This window comes from Actinomadura chibensis NBRC 106107 (assembly GCF_001552135.1).
GTDB lineage: Bacteria > Actinomycetota > Actinomycetes > Streptosporangiales > Streptosporangiaceae > Spirillospora > Spirillospora chibensis.
This window is the reverse complement of sequence record NZ_BCQP01000047.1, coordinates 70,776-87,671: the sequence shown is the minus strand read 5'-3', so window position 1 is coordinate 87,671 and position 16,896 is coordinate 70,776. Positions and strand designations below refer to the sequence as shown.

Sequence of the window (16,896 nt, the reverse complement as noted above, 5' to 3'; positions counted from 1 at the left end):
TGCCGAGCCGCAGCCGCGCCGCGTACGGCTCGGGCAGCGACACCGCCGCGCTCGGCAGGACGACGCCGGGCGCGCCGCCGCCGCCGACCGCCGCCTCGCTCTCGACGGGCCGCGCGTCCACCCCGGCGTCGCGGAGCCGGGCGGCGAGGCGGTCGGCGCGCTCGCGCAGCGCCCCGGCGTCGGCGTGCAGGGCCAGCGCCGTCGGGGTGGCGGGGCCGCGCAGGGTCGCCTCCAGCGCGGCGAGCGTCGTCTTCCCGACCCGCAGCGCCCGCGCGAGCGGATGCCGGGCGAGCCGCCGCACGAGGTCGGCGCGGCCGAGGGCGATGCCGCACTGCGGGCCGCCGAGCAGCTTGTCGCCGCTCGCGGTGACGAGGTCGGCGCCCGCCTTGAGCATGGACGTGGCGTCCGGCTCGTCCGGCAGCAGCGGCTCGGGGGCGAGGAGGCCGGAGCCGATGTCGGCGACGACGGGGACGCCGAGCCCGGCCAGCTCGGCGACGTCGGCGCCGCGCGTGAAGCCGGTGACGAGGAAGTTCGACGGGTGCACCTTGAGGATGAAGCCCGTCTCGGCGCCGATCGCCTCGGCGTAGTCGCCGGGGGTCGTCCGGTTGGTGGTGCCGACCTCGCGCAGCCGGGCGCCGGTCGCGGCGAGCAGTTCGGGGATGCGGAAGCCGTCCCCGATCTCCACCATCTCGCCGCGGCTGATCACGATCTCCCGGCCGTGCGCGAGCGCGGACGCGGCCAGCACGAGCACCGCCGCGCCGTTGTTGACGACGTGCGCGGCCTCCGCCTTCGGCACCCGCTCCAGGAGCGCGTCCAGCGCGGACCGCCCGCGCCGCGCGCGGCGCCCCGTCTCCAGGTCGAGTTCGACGTCGGTCGGCCCGGACGCCATGGCCGCGGCGTCGCGGGCGGCGTCCGACAGCGGCGCCCGCCCGAGGTTCGTGTGCAGCAGGACGCCGGTCGCGTTGATCACCGGACGCAGCCCGGACGCGGTCGGCGGCAGCGCCGCGACGGCGGCGTCGGCCACCGCGTCCGGCGGGATCTCGCCGTTCCTCGCGCGCCGCTGCGCCGCCCCGATCGCCGCCTTCACCACCCCGCGCCCGAGCCGCCCGGCCGCGAGCGCGAGCCGCGGCTCGGCGAGCAGGACGTCGGTGCGGGCGATCCGCCGCCGTCCGTCCTCGCCCGCCGCCGGGGGGACGGCGGGAACGGCTTCACGATCCATCGGGCGACCTCCGGAGGACGGCGTTTCCGCCAGCATCGCATGCGGGCCGTCCCTCGCCGAGATCGGCGCGCACTGGAGATCGGGAGTATCATGCATGAGTCATGCATGATGAACGGTTGGCGAACCTGCTAGGTGCCGCGTCGCTCGCGGTGACCGACCTCGTCCGCGCCGGGACGACGGCCGCCGGAGGGGTGAGCGCGAGCGGCGCCGCGGCGCTGATCGTCCTGTCCGGGGCGCCGGGGCTGAGCGTCACCGAGCTGGGCAGGCGGGTCGGGCTGACCCAGTCCGCCGCCGCCCGCATGGTGGACGGCCTCCAGGACGCCGGGCTCGCGAGGCGCCGTCCCGGCGGCGGGCGCGCCGTGGAGGTGCGGCTGACCGCGCAGGGCGAGGACGCCGCCCGCCGCGTGCTCACCGCGCGGGGCGCGCCGCTGGCCGAGGCGCTGGCCGTGCTGGACGACGGCGAGCGCGCGGCCCTCACCGCCGTCCTCGGCAAGCTCCTGGCCCGCCTCTACGAGGCGATCGGCGACTCGGACGTCATGTGCCGGCTCTGCGACCGGCGGTGCTGCACCGAGGGCGCGGTCTGCCCGGTCGGCCAGGCCGAGCGGGACGCGGGAGGCGCGTGACCGGCCCGCTCCTCGCCCTCGCCTCGGCGCTCCTCTACGGTGTCGCCGACGTCTGGGGCGGCCTGCTGTCGCGGCGCGCCGGGTTCGCCGCCGTCGCGCTCCTCGGCCAGGCCGGGGGGCTCGTGTTCGCCGTGGCGGCGGCGCTGCTCGTCCCCGCCGACGGGGTCGCGGCCGCCGACCTCGGCTGGGGCGCGGCGTCCGGCGTCGGGACGGGCCTCGCGATGGCGTTCCTCTACCGGGGCATCGGCCGGGGGAACCTGAGCGTGGTCGTCCCGGTCAGCGCGGTCGGCGGGGTCGCGCTGCCGGTCGTCGCGGGCGTGGTCTTCCTCGGCGACCGCCCGGGGGCGGCGGCGTGGGCCGGGATCGCGGTCGTGCTGCCCGCGCTGTGGCTGGTGTCGCGGTCGCGTTCGGACGAGCACGGCCCGGTGCGGGCGTCCCTCGTCAACGGGCTTGTCGCGAGCGTCGGCATAGGCGTCCAGTACCTCGCCCTGGCGCAGGCGGGCGACGGCTCCGGGCTCTGGCCGGTCGCGGCCGGACGGGTCGCCGCCGTCCTCGCGGTCGCGCCGCTGGCGTGGCCGTCCCGGCGGCGGCCGCCGTCCGGGCGGGCGTCGCTCTGGTCGGCGCTCAACGGCGGGCTCGCGGCGGCGGCGCTCGTCTGCTACCTGCTCGCCACGCGGGAGCAACTGGTCGTCGTCGCGGTCGTGCTGTCGTCGCTGTACCCGGTCGTGCCCGTGCTGCTCGGCGTCACGGCGTTGCGCGAGCGGCTGTCGTGGCCCCAGGCGGCCGGGCTGGCCGGGGCGGGCGCCGCCGTCGTGCTGCTGACGCTCGCGACTTCGTGACCGGGCTTCGTGACCGCCGAATAAACGGGGGTGGTCCGGGTGCTTCTACCGTGATGGGCATGAGCGAGGCACTTCGCAGCAAGCAGGACGTCGGCGGCACGCGGCCACGGCTGGTCGACCGGCGGCTGGCGCTCGTCTTCGCCGCGACGTTCGCGAGCCTGACGGGCGTCTTCCTGCTGCTGTCGGTCGTCCCGATGTACGCGTCGGCGTCCGGTGCGGGCGGCGTCGGCGCGGGACTCGCCACGGGCGCGCTGATGCTGTCCACGGTGCTGGCGGAACTGGCCCTGCCCCGGCTGCTCGCGCGGTTCGGGTACCGGCCGGTGTTCGCGGCGGGCCTCGTCCTGCTCGCGCTGCCGCCGATCGCGCTCGCCTTCGCCTCCGACATGGCGACGATCACCGCGGTGAGCCTCGTCCGCGGGCTCGGCTTCGGCGTCTCGGTGGTGGTGACGAACGCGCTGGTGGCGGCCATCGTCCCGGCGGAGCGGCGGGGCGAGGCGCTCGGTCTGTTCGGGCTCACCGCGGGGCTGCCGACCGTCCTCGCGCTGCCGCTCGGCGTGTGGCTCGCCGGGCACGTCGGCTACACGCCGGTGTTCCTCGCGGCCACGGCCGTGACGCTCGCCGCCCTCGCGACGCTGCCCGGCATCCCGGCCCTCAGGCCGGAGCCGGCGGGCGCCGAGCGGGCGCTCGGCATCGTCGCCGGGCTCCGGACGGCCGCGCTGCTGCGCCCGGCCGCCGCGTTCGCCGCGACCGCGATGGCGGCGGGCATCCTCGTCACGTTCCTGCCCGAGGCCGTCCCGGACGGGCGCCTCGCGGCGGCGGCGCTGCTCGTCCAGCCCGCCGCGACCACGTTCACCCGCTGGTGGGCCGGGCGCGCGGGCGACCGGCACGGCGCCGGACGCCTCCTCCCGCCCGCCCTGGTCGCCGCGGGAGGCGGGGTCGCGCTGCTCGTCCTCGTGCCGGACCCGGTGGCGGTCCTCGTCGCGATGGCGCTGTTCGGCGCGGGCTTCGGCGTCGCGCAAAACGTGAGCCTCGCGGTGATGTACGAGCGGGTGCCGCCGTCCGGCTACGGGACGGTCAGCGCCGTCTGGAACATCGGCTACGACGGCGGCATGGGCGCGGGCGGCGCCGCGTTCGGGGTCATCGCGGCGCAGACCGGCTATCCGCCCGCGTTCGCGCTCACCGCCGGGGTGATCGTCCTCGCGGTGCCGCTGACGCTGTCCCGGCGCGTACCCAGACGCCGGAAATGACCCCTGACGGGTGGTTACATGCTGTCACCCTCAGGCAAGGCGATGCCCGGTTGTAGTCGTGGTGAAGCTGTGAGTAACTGGTCCCCGGGAGTCCGGACGGCTCTCCGCGCGAGCGGCCGTCCACCGCAATGACCAGCGAGGGGACCAATCATGGACGACATCGCGGAGCGGGTGACCCGGCTCCTGTCCGGCCCGTCCGGGCTCGGCACGTCGGCGGCGCGCGTCACGGACCTACTGAGCCCTACCACGCGCCCTGCCACGGATCCGGCGACCCGCCCGGCCGGGCGGCCGGGCGCCCGCCCGCCCGCGGGCCCACCGACATGCCCGCCCGCCTGTCCGCCGGGCGGTGGGCCCGCCGACGTGACGACGGAGACCCGACCTACCGAGCCGCCGACCATACCTACCGACCCGCATACGGACCCACCGACGGACCCACCGACGGGCGGCCCCGAGGATCCGGCGGCCGGGCCACCGGCCGACGCCCCGCTCCCGCCCACCCGTCCGCTACCGAGCCCGACCCGCAAGGGCGGCCACTTCTCCCCCGGCTACGCCGAGCGGGAATGGGGCGACGGCTCCCTGCCGCCGCTCTACCTGCCGCTGACGGCCCGCATCGACGACGACCTCGCCCGCGTGGTCAACGACCGGCTGGTGGCCTGGGCTGAGGAGATCGGCATCTACGCCGACCAGATCGACCAGTTCCGCGAGACCGGGTTCGGACGGCTCGCCGTGCTCGCCCACCCCGAGACCGACGACGTCGACGCGCTGCTCCTCGGGGCCAAGATGAACGCCGCCTGGTGGGCCAGCGACGACTACTACGCCGACGAGACCGACCTCGGCGCCAGCCCCACCAAGCTGCCGCCCCGCCTCGCGCTCGTCACGTCCGCGATGGACCCGCCGCCCCCGGCGGGCCGCTACACCGAGCAGCTCGAAGAGGCGATCCGCGCCGACCCGGTCCTGATGGCGCTGCGCTCGGCCACCGACCACGCGCGGCGGCTCGCCACGCCGTCGCAGATCATGCGCCTGTGCAACATCACGTCCCAGATGTATGTGAGCTGGACGGCCTACGCCGCCTGGCGGCACCTCGGCGAACTCCCCCCGGTGTGGCGCTACCTGGCCGCGCGGCAGCACGACAGCTTCTACACCTCGATGACGCTGATCGACATCGTCGGCGGCTACTACCTCGACGCGAACCTGTTCTTCGAGCCGCGCGTGCACCGCGCGGTGATGCAGGCCGGGACCGCGTCGGTGATCGTCAACGACCTCCACTCGGCGGAGAAGGAGGCGGCCGACGACCTGCCCGACTGCAACGTCGTGCTGCTGATCGCCGAGGAGGAGGGCTGCCCGCTGCGCGAGGCGGCGGAGGCGGCCATCGCGCTGCACAACGACTTCGTCCGCGGCTTCGAGGCCGCGCAGCGCGAGCTCGCCGCGATCCCGTCCCCCGAGCTGCAGCGGTTCCTGCTCGGCGTCCAGGGCTGGATGGCGGGCGGCTTCGAATGGCACCAGGGCAGCCGCCGGTACCAGTGACCCGACCGGTGACCCGACCGGCCCCAGACCGGCCCCCGACCGGGCCCGCGGACCCGCCCCCACAGACCCGCCCCGACCACCCTCCGAGAAAGGATCACCACGTATGGCCTCTACCACGGGCAGCCAGGTTCTGAGCAGCCTCTACCAGCACTCGGTCGCCGACTACTGGAACGCCGAGCGGAACCCGGTCAACCTGCGGCTAGGTGAGGTGGACGGGTTCTACCACCACCACTACGGCATCGGCGTCGTCGACTGGACCGTCCTCGACGGCCCCGCCGAGACCCGCGAGGAGCGGACGATCGCCGAGCTGCACCGGCTGGAGTCCGCGCAGGCGGAGCTGCTGATGAACCATCTGGGCCCGGTCCACCCGTCCGACCGGCTCCTGGACGCGGGGTGCGGCCGCGGCGGGTCCAGCCTCATGGCGAACCAGCGGTTCGGCTGCCGCGTGGACGGGGTGTCGATCTCCGAGTCCCAGGTCGAGTTCGCGACCGAGCAGGCCAGGCGGCGCGGCGTCGACGACAAGGTGAGCTTCCACTTCAAGAACATGCTCGAAACCGGCTTCGAGACCGGGGCGTTCCAGGCGATCTGGAACAACGAGAGCACCATGTACGTCGAGCTGGGCCTGCTGTTCGCGGAGCACTCCCGGCTACTACGCCGCGGCGGCCGGTACGTGACCATCACCGGCTGCTACAACGACACCTACGGTCTGCCGTCGCGCGCCGTGAGCGAGATCAACGCGCACTACATCTGCGACATCCATCCGCGCAGCACGTACTTCAAGGAGATGGCGGCGAACCGGCTCGTCCCGGCGAGCGTCATCGACCTGACCCCGGCCACGATCCCCTACTGGGAGCTGCGCGCGAAGTCCTCGCTGGCCACCGGCATCGAGGCGGCGTTCCTCGACGCCTACAAGGGCGGCAGCTTCCAGTACCTGCTGATCGCCGCCGACCGCGTCTGACCGTCCGTCCCCGCGGACTCGGCCCGTCACCGTCGCCGGTGGCGGGCCGAGTCCTTTCGCGGCGGCGCTCAGGCGTGCCCGGGCTGGGAGGACGACGGGCCCGGCTCGGTATGCCCCGCCTCGGTGTGCCCCGGCTCGGTGCGACCGGGCTCGGTGCGGCCCGGCTCGGTGAGGTCGGTCTCCGCGAAGCCAGGCTCGGGGAGGCCCGCCTCGGCGCGGTCCGGTTCGGGCGCGTCCCGCCCGGGGCGGCGCGGCACGGCGTCCGGCGAGCGGGGCGCGAGCTCCTCGCCCCGGCCCGGCCCGGCGGCGCGGCGGCCGCCGTCGGCGCCCTCGGCGAGCAGGCCGGACGTCTCCAGGTACTGGAAGCCGCGGGGCGTGATGTCCCACGCGTTGTGCCGCCACTCCTTGCGCCGCCACACGAGCCCCGCGGACAGCAGCCGGCGGCCGACCCGGCTGACCTCGGTCTCGTCGGTGCCGAGTTCGGCGGACAGCTGCTTGTTCGACATGCCCTGGCGGCGGTGGACGGCGACGAGGAAGCGCGCGGCGTGGCTCTCCGGCCGGAGCCCGAGCTGCAGCCCGGACGGCAGCCGCCGCAGCGCCCAGTGGACGACGTCGATCAGCCCGAGGATCCGGCCGCGCTGCTCGCGCTGCGCGCCGTCCAGGCCGTCGACGTCGAGGTAGTGGCGGTGGAGCCACTGGAGCCCGTCCTGGCATTCCACCAGGGCGGGTTCGTCGGCGCTCAGCGACGCGTCGGTGATCAGCATCCCGAGGGCGCTGAAGTGACCGTCGCTGATGACCTTGGCGTGTTCCATCGAGTCGATGAGACGCCGGACCTCCGTCCGGCGGTCGCGGGCGGAGGCGGTAACAGCGCTCATGGTCACACTCCTGGAGTAGGCGAGCACCGTCGGACCACTCCAGAGTGCGTCCATGCCAAGTGATTGTCAAGTGACCCAGTCCTCAGTATCGCCAGAAGGACGTATGTGTAGCGAAGGACGCTGAAAGCCGGGCCCTGGGAGAGTTAACATCGGTCCACCACCCGTAACCGTGCGTGTCAACCCCCGGGGGCGCTTATGACGGATCAGTTGGCGGCGGCCGAGTACTCGGCGGAACCAGCTGATCTCTTCGTCCAGCTCTACGACGCGATCCCGGACGACGTCTTCGAGGGCTGGGCGGCGACGCGCTGGTACGCGGCGGAGGCGGTGCGGCGGGAGGCGGGCGAGATCGCCGACTCGGTCCTCGCGGCCGGCACGTTCGACCCGGCGCGGACGGCGGGCATCGTCGCCGCGCGCGGGGACCGCGGGCGCTTCGTCATCCTGCTCGGGCTCGACATCGCGCTCGCGCACGCGAGCCCCTACGGCCCCTACCACGACGCGCCCGCGCTGGCCGGGGTGCTGGTCAACTACCTCACCGAGGGCAAGCTGAACGGGCCGCGCACGACCGGCGCGCTGCTGCCCCGCTGCGCGTTCGCCGGACGCCCGCGCGGGCTGCGGACGAAGGCCGAGTTCTTCGGGGTGCACCGCGTCCCGCCCGCCGACTGGGCGCGGATCGACCACCGGGTGCTGCCCGCGGTGAACGACCCGCACCTCAGCCGGGACGAGCCGGTCGCGGTCGGCTGCGCGCCCGTGCTGGAGACCTACGACGACATCGAGATCGAGTTCGAGGAGCGGGACGGCCTGACCGTCTACCGGCTCCGCCCGATGGACACCTCCGGCATCCGCAGCCGGGTCAAGGCGATCATCCGGCGGCTGGACGAGTCCGGCGCGCAGCTCGCCGTGATGCCGGAGGCGTCGCTCTCGGACTCGCTGCTCGACCTGTGGAAGGAGGTCGCGTTCGACACGGCCGCCCGCGACCGGAGCCGCCGCCCGCTGCGCTTCCTGCTGCTCGGCACCGGCCCGCTCGGCGGCGGCGACCCGCCGCCGAACCGCGCCGTCCTGCTCGACCGGTGGACGGGGCAGGAGCTCCTCGTCCAGGACAAGCTGTCCGGGTTCACGCTGGACGCGGACCAGATGCGGCTGTGGCGGCTGCCGGACGCGCCGTCCACCGGCTCGGCCGTGGAGTACGCGCGGCCGGGCCGCAAGGTCTCCGTGCTCGACTCCTCGCTCGGCCGGCTCGCCGTGCTGATCTGCGAGGACCTCGCCCGCTCGGTCGGCTGGGAGCGGGAGCTGCGCTCGTGCGGGGTGTCGCACCTGCTCGTGCCGATCTTCTCCAAGCCGATCCTGGAGTTCCGCTGGGAGCAGCGCTCCGCCGAGCGGCAGGTCACCGAGCTCGGGACGTGGGTGACGGTGTCCAACAGCCTCGCGGTCGGCGCCGCCATCCCCGACGACGAGCCGCGCGTCCCCGGCCCCCGCTACACCTGCCTCGTCGCCGGGCCGAAGAGCCTCGACCGCGTCGCCTACCAGACCGAGGGGCAGTTCGGCGTGGCGCGGACGGGCGCCGAGCTCGGGCGGCTGCCGACGTCGGAGCTGCCGCGCGTGTTCCCCGGCGCCGCCTACGACGCCTGGTTCGACCACTGGCAGGACGACAAGTAGCCCGGCCGGACGGCGGCCCGGGGCTCATTCGACGGTGAACGGCTCCGGGCTGACCGCGGATCCGGCCGGGGTGTTCACGACCGGGGACGCCGTGGTGGCGCCGGCGGGGAGCGTCGTCCGCACCAATGTGTCCGTCGCGTCGATGACCGCGGCCCGCGCCGCGCCGAAGCGGACGCTGGTCGCCCCGTCCAGCCCGTCGCCCTGGATCGTGACGGCCGTGCCCGGCGGCCCGCTGTCCGGGTCGATCGAGGAGACCTTCGGGGGGATGGCGTGGTCGCGGCCGCGCTGCGCGGGCGCCAGCAGGGTGGAGAACACCGCGCGGAACTTCTCGGCGGTCTCGCGGGAGAACTGGCCGACGAGCGCGGCGATGGCGGCGACGCCGTAGGGGTTGACGTCGTCGGCGCCGCCGAGCGGCGAGGTCAGCCCGCCGCGCACCACGAGGTAGACGATCAGCCCGAACAGCGCGCCGACGACCGGGAGCAGCAGGTACATCATCAGCCAGCTGCGGCGCAGCGCCCGGTTCCCGACGTACCAGTAGAACGACCGCAGGACGTGCGTGACCGCGCCGAGCGCCCCGGCCGCCATGACCACCAGGAACAGGCACGTGTCGCGGGACGCGGTGGGCGACCAGCCGAACAGGTGGACGGTCTTCCCGGCGGCGGCGGGCGCGCGGCCGTCCGGCGCGGGGTTCGGCGCGGGCGGCCACGCCTGCACGAGGACGATCACCAGCAGGGCCGTGAGGACCAGCAGGACGGCGAACACGATGACGATGTCGCGAGTGCGGGCGTATTCGCGTCCGACCTCTGAGTCGGCCACGGCTCTCCATTCTGTTGTGCGTGCCTTTGGCGCGTGCGATGTGCGTGCCGATTGCGCTTGTTTTTGTCGTCTCCTGCGATTATCGAGCCCCGCCGGGACGGTGTTTCGCCACTTCCCCCTCACGCGCGGGCGGCACGGCACTCGCCGCGACGAAGGCGTTACCGAACCCTCGCGCGGGAACATCGCGAAGCGTATGATCCAGGTCACTTTCACAATCGATCAAGGTGGGCGCCATGACCGAAGCCGTGTCCGCAGCCGCCGTCCCCGCGCCGTCCCGCCGCCCCGCGCTCGGCATCGGCGCCGACGGGACCTACACCCGCCCCGGCCAGGCGGCGGCGTTCGTCCTCGGGCTCATCACGACGTTCGTCTTCCTGCCGCTCGTCGTCGTGGCCGCGCTGCTCTACACGCGGGCCGAGACGCGGTTCGCCGACGATCCGGCGCGGGCCCGCGTCCTCGTGCGGTGGTCGTGGCTCTGCGTCACGCTCTTCCCGCTCCTCGCCGCGGGGGCCATTGGCGCCGTCGTCGCGGCCATTGCGGCCGTTACCGGTTGATCTTCTCCCGCGCTTAACCTCGGGCTCACCCGCCGTCCGGAAACGGGATTTACGTTCCGGTCGGCCGCCGTTGACGACCGCCCTTCCCCCAAGAGGCGGGACGGCGGCGCCAGGAGGCGCTGATGAGACTCCGATCCAGACGCGCGATCGCCGCCGCGGCGGCGCTCGTCGTGCTGAGCGGCGGGGCCGCGTACGCGGGCACCCGAAAGCACGCGGGACCGCAGGGCGACGGAACCGGTGTCACGCCCGTCGGGCACCTCGTGCCCCCGGCCGGAACGCAGGTGACGCTGGGGCTGCTCCCGCTCGCGTCCGCGCTGAGCCCGGACGGCTCGCGCCTGCTCGTCGTCAACGCCGGCCAGGGCGTGCAGTCGCTGCAGGTCGTGGACACCTCGTCCGGCGCGGTCGCCCAGACCATCGGCTACAAGAGCCCGCAGGCGCTCTACGCGGGCGTCGCCTGGAGCCCGGACGGCGGGCACGCCTACGCGAGCGCGGGCGGCAACAACAAGATCCGCGTGTACGACGCGGCGGGCGGGACGCTCACCGAGAAGGCGTCCATCGCGCTTCCGACGACGAACCCGGACGGCCAGAAGGTGAACATGTTCCCGGCGGGCCTCGCGGTGACGCCGGACGGGAAGCGGCTCCTCGTCGCCGACCAGCAGGCGGACGCGCTGTCCGTGGTGGACCTCGCGACCGGGAAGGCGGAGACGACGGCGGTCGGGCACCGGCCGTACGGCGTCGCCCTCGGCAAGGACGGGAAGACCGCCTACGTCGCGAACCAGGGCGCCGCGTCGGTGAGCGTGGTGGACGTGTCCGGCACCGCGCCGACCGTCGTAGGGAACGTTCCAACCGGCACGCACCCGAACAAGGTCTCGCTCAGCGCGGACGGCTCGCGCGCGTTCGTCACGGCGGGCGACGGGGACGAGGCCGACGTCGTCGACACGGCGCGGAACAAGGTCGTCCAGAAGATCGACCTGAGCCCGTACAACGGCGCGCCGATCGGCAGCAACCCGGTCGCGTCGGCGCCGTCCCCGGACGGGCGGCTGCTCTACGTCGCGAACTCCGGCAACAACGACGTGGCGGTCGTCGACCTGCGCCGCGGGCGCGTCACCGGCATGATCCCGACCGGCTGGTACCCGACGTCGGTGCACGTCCTCGGCGACCGGCTGCTGGTCGTCAACGCCAAGGGGCTCGGCGCCGGGCCGAACGACGGTCCCGGCAAGCCGGACCCGCACGGCGGCGGCACGCCCGACAAGTACATCGGCTCGATGATCAAGGGGACGCTGTCGCTGATCGACCGCCCGTCCGACCCGGGACGGCTGCGGGCGTGGTCGCGGCAGGTCGTCCGCAACAACGGGTTCGACGAGCGGGACCGGGTGCGCGGCGGGCGCGGCGACGGCGGGCACGTCGTCCCGCTGCACCCCGGCGCGAAGACGCCGATCAAGCACGTCATCTACGTGGTGCGCGAGAACCGCACCTACGACCAGGAGTTCGGCAGCATCGGCAAGGGCGGCGGCGACCCGGGCCTCAACCTGTTCGGCGACGAGTCGGCGCCGAACGCGCGCGAGCTGTCGCGCAGGTTCGTCACGTTCGACAACTTCTACGCCGACGCCGAGGTCAGCGCGCAGGGCTGGAACTGGGTGGTGGGCAGCAACTCCAACCCCTACTCCGAGCAGGTGTGGCCCGCGAACTACTCCAGCCGCAACGCGCCCTACCCGTCCGAGAACGGGACGCCGGAGATCGCGCCGAACAGCGACCCGAAGGACGCCTACATCTGGCAGCGGCTCAAGAAGGCGGGCGTCCCGTTCCGCAACTACGGGTTCTACGTGCAGCACGACGCGCAGGGCCGGGCGTCCGCCGAGGACCCGGTGCTGAACGCCGCCACCGACCCCGAGTTCCACGGCTACGACCTCGCCTGCCCGGACAGCCCGAACTCGTTCACGCCGCTGTCGAAGACGTGCGGGACGCCGCGGATCAGCCGGTGGCTGACCGAGTTCCGCGCGTTCGAGAAGAGCGGGAAGCTGCCCTCGGTCGAGTTCGTCCGGCTGCCGAACGACCACACGGCCGGGACGAAGGCGGGCTCCCCGACCCCGCGCGCCTACGTCGCCGACAACGACTACGCGCTCGGCCTGCTCGTGGACGCCGTGTCGAAGTCGAAATTCTGGAAGGACACGGCGATCTTCGTCACCGAGGACGACGCGCAGAACGGCCCCGACCACATCGACGCGCACCGCACGCTCGCGCTGGTGATCAGCCCGTACACGCAGACGGGCAGGGTCGACTCGACGTTCTACAGCACGGTCTCGATGGTCCGGACGATCCAGCTGATCAGCGGCATCCGCCCGCTCACCCAGTTCGACGCGTACGCCACGCCGATGACGGCGGCGTTCACGTCGAGGCCGAACACGCGTCCCTACGACGCGGTCGTGCCGCAGTGGCCGCGGACGGAGACCAACTCCGCGTCCGCTCCGCTCGCGGCGGTCTCCGCCCAGCAGCAGCTCGGCAAGGAGGACCAGATCGACGAGCGGACGTTCAACCAGGCGATCTGGCAGAGCGTGCGCGGCAAGGGCGCCGAGATGCCCGAACCGCGCCACCGCCTGCCCGGCGCCCCGGCCGTCGAGCACGACGACGATGACGACGACTGATTGATCGGGGAGGGCCGGGAAGAGGACGGAGGCGGGGCGGGTTGGCACTGTTCATGAGCGTCCCCTTCTCCGTCCTCGACCTGGCCCCCGTCGTCAGCGGCTCCACGTCCGGCCAGGCGCTGCGCAACACCCTCGACCTGGCCCGGCACGCCGAGCGGCGCGGCTTCCACCGGTACTGGCTCGCCGAGCACCACGCGATGCCCGGCATCGCGAGCTCCGCGACCGCCGTGCTGATCGGGCAGGTCGCGGCGGCGACGTCCGCGCTGCGGGTCGGGTCCGGCGGGATCATGCTGCCGAACCACGCGCCGATGGTGGTGGCCGAGCAGTTCGGGACGCTGGAGGCGCTCTTCCCCGGCCGCATCGACCTCGGCCTCGGCCGCGCGCCCGGCACCGACCAGGCGACGGCGCTGGCGCTGCGCCGCTCCCCCGCCGCCCTGTCCGTGGACGACTTCCCCGAGCAGGTCGTCGAGCTGCGCGGCTACTTCGGCGCGGACAGCAAGGTCACCCCGGCGGCGGGCAACGAACCGCCGGTGTGGCTGCTCGGCTCCAGCGGGTACAGCGCGCGGCTCGCCGGGCTGCTCGGGCTGCCGTTCGCGTTCGCGCACCACTTCAGCGCGCAGAACACGGTGCCCGCGCTGAACCTGTACCGGGAGTCGTTCCGGCCCGGCGCGCTGGCCGAGCCGTACTCGATGATCGGCGTGGCGGTCACCGCCGCCGACACCGACGAGCGGGCGGTGGAGCTCGCGCGGCCGCAGGCGCTCGCGTTCCTGCGGCTGCGCCAGGGCAACCCGGGACTGCTGCCGACACCGGAGGAGGCCGCGTCCTACCCGTACACCGCGCTGGACCGGCAGATGATCGACTCGCGGCTGGCCGACCAGGTGGTCGGCGGGCCCGAGACGGTGCGGCGCAAGATGGACGCCCTGATCGAGCGGACCGGGGTCGACGAGGTCATGGTGACCACGCAGGTCCACGACCACGCCGACCGGCTGCGCTCCTACGACATCCTCGCCGACCTCTACAGCCTCGCGGCCAGCCCCGCGTGACCGCCCGGCGGGCCCGCGTGACCGCCTAGCGGGGCTTGACCTGGAAGTCGAACGGGACGGTGCCCGGGTCGGGCAGGGCGGTGCCGCCGTCCACGCTCAGCACGGCGCCGTTCACGTACGACGCCCCGGGCCCGAGCAGCCACATGATCGCGGCGGCGGCCTCGTCCGGGCTGCCCGCCCGCCGCTGCGGGACGAGCCGGGTCACCTCGTCGTACGCCTCTTCCCTGGTGAGGCCGTGCGGCTCGCCGAAGAGCGCCATCTCCATGTCGGACATCTCGGTGCGGATCCAGCCGGGGCACACCACGTTGGCGCGGACGCCCTGCGGCCCGTAGTCCGCCGCGATCGTTTGGGTCAGCATGGTGAGCCCCGCCTTGGACGTCGCGTACGCCGCGACCCCGGCCGGGACGCGCAGCGCCGCCACCGACGAGACCGTGACGAGCGAGCCCTTCGTCTCGATCAGGTGCGGCAGCGCGGCCCTGGCCAGCAGGAACACCGACGTCAGATTGGTCTTGATCGTGGCGTCCCAGTCCTCGGGCGACAGGTCCAGGACGGCGCCGTTGCGCAGCGTGCCCGCGTTCGCGACCACCCCGTCCAGGCGGCCGTGCGCGGCGACGACGCCCGCGACGAGGCCCGCGACCTCGTCCGGCGAGGACACGTCGCACACGCGGGGCTCGGCGCCCGTCTCGGCCGCGACCCGGTCGAGGGCCTCCTTGCGCCGCCCGCAGATCACGACCCGGTCGCCGGCGGCGGCCCCGGCCGCGGCGACGGCCGCGCCGATCCCGCTGCCGCCGCCCGTGACGATCAGCACCCGTTGCATTCGCATCTCCCTAGTTCCGCCGTCCGCCGCCCTGGGGCACCGATTCTCCAAGGTAGGCCGCGTGGAGCACGTCCGGCGCCTTGCGCAGCGGCGCGGCGGGTCCGCTGTGCGTGAGCCGCCCGCCGGCCAGCACGTGCGCCGTGTCGGCCACCGCCAGCGCGAGCGTCGCGAACTGCTCGACGAGCAGGACGGCGACGCCCTCGTCCGCGAGCGCCCGGACGGCGGGCAGCAGCCGCTTGACGATCACCGGCGCGAGGCCGAGCGACATCTCGTCGATCAGCAGCACCGACGGGGACATCGCGAGCGCGCGGGCGAGCACGACCATCTGCTGCTCGCCGCCGGACAGCAGCCCGGCCTGGACGTCCATCCGCTTCGTCAGCTCGGGGAACAGCTCCAGCGCGCGGTCGGCGCGGGGGCCGCGCCGCACGGCGCGCAGGTTCTCCGCGACGGTCAGGCCGCTGAACACGGTCCGGCCCTGCTCGACGAGCGCGATGCCGCGCTTGGCGCGCGACACCCGGTCGAGCCCGGACAGGTCCGCGCCGTCGCCGGTGAGCCGTCCGGACGTGAGCGGCAGGACGCCCGCGATCGCTTCGAGCAGCGTCGTCTTCCCGGCCCCGTTCGGGCCGAGCAGGACGGTCACCTGCCCGGCCGGGACGGCGAACCCGACGTCCCGGACGATCGGGGCCCCGCCCCGGCCGACCGACACGTCCTCAAGCCTCAGCTCCCTCATGCTCCATCAACCATTCGGCAGTTTGATCCAATCCGATGTGAGCACCGCCCAGCCGCCCTGTCCGTCCGGCTGGACGAACTTCGCGGCGAGGTTGGATGCGTGGGCGTCACCGGGGCCGAACGCGAACGGCGTCCCGGTCATCGCGGAGGGCAGCGGCCGCAGCGTCTTCATCGCCTCGGTGACGGACTCGCGGGTGATGTCCCCCTTGATCGAGCGCAGCACCGTGACCAGGTGCTTCGCCGCGAGATACCCGCCCTGCGCGAAGGCGGTCAGCGGCACCTTGTGCTCCTCCATGGTGGTGCGCCATTCCCTGTTGGCCCGGGAGGCCGACTCGGTGTACGGCTCGAACTCCGACAGCGCGATGACGTTCCGGCCGGACGAGCCGAGCGCCTTCGCGACCTCCTCGGTGTAGGCGGGCGCGAGGAACAGCCATTTGATGTCGGTGACGTTCTGCTTCTGCGCGGCCTTCACCCAGCCGATCAACTCGGGTTCGACGCCGTTGAACAGGACCGCCTCGCACCCGGCGGTCCGCGCCCGCTGGATGTAGGGCGCGAAGTTCGACGGGGCCGTCGCCAGGCTCAGGTCCATGATCAGCGGCTTCTTGCCGGTGAGCCGGGACCAGCGCGCCACGCCCTCCTTGTACGCCTCCGCGGTGCCGCCGATGATGGAGAGGAAGACGCAGAGCTTGTTCAGCTTCAGCGTCTCGGACGCGTAGTACAACGTCACGGTCGAGCCGAAGAACGGGCCGGTGTTGACCGGCGAGATGTTCGCGGAGCTGAAGCAGCCGGGGTCCACCCCGACGCCGCGCACGTCGGTGATCTTGCTGCGCGCGTACTGCGCGCCGTTGACCTGGCAGTCGAGCAGGCTCGCGCCGCCCGCGAGCGCCACGGCCCGCTTCCGCTCGATGACGTCGCGGCCGGCGAGCGCGGCGCCCGCCGGGTCGCCCTTGTCGTCGGCCATCGTGTAGACGATCTTCCGGCCGTTGATGCCGCCCTTGTCGTTGACGTCGTCGAAGACGGCGCGGGCCGCGAGCGAGGACTCGGGGAACGTGACCGGGCCGCTGAGCGTCGACACCGACGCGATGTTGATCGGGTCGTCGGTCGCGGCGGTGCCGATCCCGGAGTCGCCGCAGCCGGCCAGCGGAGCCGCCAGCGCGGCGGCGAGGAGGATCTTCGTGATGCGCATCTCAAAATGCCTTCGGTGTGGACGACCATCCGCCGAGACGGGCACCTGCGGTAGGTCGCGGGGGTCGAGGGCGGTGAGTACGCCGTCGAAGACAGCGACGTCCGCCGCATTGCCAGGTCGAGGACGTCCTTCCGATCCTCGGGCGAATCCTGCCACGCGGCGTTGCGGATGTCG

15 protein-coding genes are annotated in these 16,896 nt (G+C 73.8%); 9 read left to right on the top strand and 6 right to left on the bottom strand.

Annotated elements, in window-relative coordinates:
* Positions 1-1,219, bottom strand: a 1,219-nt coding sequence (gene selA, locus ACH01S_RS26780; protein ID WP_067897222.1) for an L-seryl-tRNA(Sec) selenium transferase, incomplete at its 3' end; no start/stop codon positions are given.
* A 101-nt stretch (positions 1,220-1,320) separates the two neighbouring features.
* On the opposite strand from selA, the gene ACH01S_RS26775 reads away from it, so the two are divergent.
* The 5 genes from ACH01S_RS26775 to ACH01S_RS26755 all read left to right on the top strand — a co-directional run bounded on the left by ACH01S_RS26775 (position 1,321) and on the right by ACH01S_RS26755 (position 6,410).
* Positions 1,321-1,842 (top strand): MarR family winged helix-turn-helix transcriptional regulator, encoded by a 522-nt coding sequence (locus ACH01S_RS26775; RefSeq protein ID WP_067897218.1) that lies wholly within the window; start codon positions 1,321-1,323, stop codon positions 1,840-1,842.
* A complete protein-coding gene (locus ACH01S_RS26770) occupies positions 1,839-2,681 on the top strand; it encodes an EamA family transporter (protein ID WP_067897215.1) in 843 nt (280 codons plus the stop codon). The genes ACH01S_RS26775 and ACH01S_RS26770 overlap by 4 nt, the downstream gene beginning before the upstream one ends.
* A 59-nt stretch (positions 2,682-2,740) precedes the next feature.
* Complete coding sequence (locus ACH01S_RS26765; RefSeq protein ID WP_083981177.1) at positions 2,741-3,928, top strand: MFS transporter; 1,188 nt, start codon at positions 2,741-2,743, stop codon at positions 3,926-3,928.
* Positions 3,929-4,078: 150 nt separating this feature from the next.
* Positions 4,079-5,452, top strand: a complete 1,374-nt coding sequence (locus ACH01S_RS26760) for a family 2 encapsulin nanocompartment cargo protein terpene cyclase (RefSeq protein WP_218010409.1) — start codon at positions 4,079-4,081, stop codon at positions 5,450-5,452.
* 103 nt (positions 5,453-5,555) lie between these two features.
* Positions 5,556-6,410, top strand: a complete 855-nt coding sequence (locus tag ACH01S_RS26755; RefSeq protein ID WP_067897209.1) for a geranyl diphosphate 2-C-methyltransferase — start codon at positions 5,556-5,558, stop codon at positions 6,408-6,410.
* A gap of 68 nt (positions 6,411-6,478) precedes the next feature.
* Here ACH01S_RS26755 and ACH01S_RS26750 read toward each other — a convergent pair whose 3' ends face one another.
* Positions 6,479-7,285 carry a hypothetical protein gene (locus tag ACH01S_RS26750; RefSeq protein ID WP_148344755.1) on the bottom strand — a complete coding sequence of 269 codons (807 nt, stop codon included), beginning with the start codon at positions 7,283-7,285 and terminating at the stop codon, positions 6,479-6,481.
* A gap of 195 nt (positions 7,286-7,480) precedes the next feature.
* Here ACH01S_RS26750 and ACH01S_RS26745 point away from each other — a divergent pair, with 195 nt between their 5' ends.
* A complete protein-coding gene (locus ACH01S_RS26745; protein WP_148344754.1) occupies positions 7,481-8,938 on the top strand; it encodes a carbon-nitrogen hydrolase family protein in 1,458 nt (485 codons plus the stop codon).
* A gap of 24 nt (positions 8,939-8,962) precedes the next feature.
* Here the strand turns inward: ACH01S_RS26745 and ACH01S_RS44905 are convergent, their stop codons facing one another.
* Positions 8,963-9,754, bottom strand: a complete 792-nt coding sequence (locus tag ACH01S_RS44905; protein WP_067897199.1) for an IPT/TIG domain-containing protein — start codon at positions 9,752-9,754, stop codon at positions 8,963-8,965.
* Positions 9,755-9,987: 233 nt separating this feature from the next.
* Here ACH01S_RS44905 and ACH01S_RS26735 point away from each other — a divergent pair, with 233 nt between their 5' ends.
* The 3 genes from ACH01S_RS26735 (at position 9,988) to ACH01S_RS26725 (ending at position 13,990) form a co-directional block, all read left to right on the top strand.
* Positions 9,988-10,305: a hypothetical protein gene (locus tag ACH01S_RS26735; RefSeq protein WP_067897195.1), complete on the top strand. Its 318-nt coding sequence runs from the start codon at positions 9,988-9,990 to the stop codon at positions 10,303-10,305.
* A 122-nt stretch (positions 10,306-10,427) separates the two neighbouring features.
* A complete protein-coding gene (locus ACH01S_RS26730; RefSeq protein WP_218010408.1) occupies positions 10,428-12,947 on the top strand; it encodes a bifunctional YncE family protein/alkaline phosphatase family protein in 2,520 nt (839 codons plus the stop codon).
* Positions 12,948-13,000: 53 nt separating this feature from the next.
* Positions 13,001-13,990, top strand: a complete 990-nt coding sequence (locus tag ACH01S_RS26725) for an LLM class flavin-dependent oxidoreductase (protein ID WP_067897192.1) — start codon at positions 13,001-13,003, stop codon at positions 13,988-13,990.
* Between the two features lie 25 nt (positions 13,991-14,015).
* Here the strand turns inward: ACH01S_RS26725 and ACH01S_RS26720 are convergent, their stop codons facing one another.
* Genes ACH01S_RS26720 through ACH01S_RS26710 form a run of 3 tightly spaced genes read right to left on the bottom strand, consistent with a single transcriptional unit; the run spans position 14,016 to position 16,722 of the window.
* A complete protein-coding gene (locus ACH01S_RS26720) occupies positions 14,016-14,807 on the bottom strand; it encodes an SDR family NAD(P)-dependent oxidoreductase (RefSeq protein ID WP_218010407.1) in 792 nt (263 codons plus the stop codon).
* 10 nt (positions 14,808-14,817) lie between these two features.
* Positions 14,818-15,537 (bottom strand): ABC transporter ATP-binding protein, encoded by a 720-nt coding sequence (locus ACH01S_RS26715; RefSeq protein ID WP_067897186.1) that lies wholly within the window; start codon positions 15,535-15,537, stop codon positions 14,818-14,820.
* Between the two features lie 6 nt (positions 15,538-15,543).
* Entirely contained in the window at positions 15,544-16,722 is a 1,179-nt protein-coding gene (locus ACH01S_RS26710; RefSeq protein WP_067897183.1) for an ABC transporter substrate-binding protein, read from the bottom strand.
* Positions 16,723-16,896 lie beyond the last annotated feature (174 nt).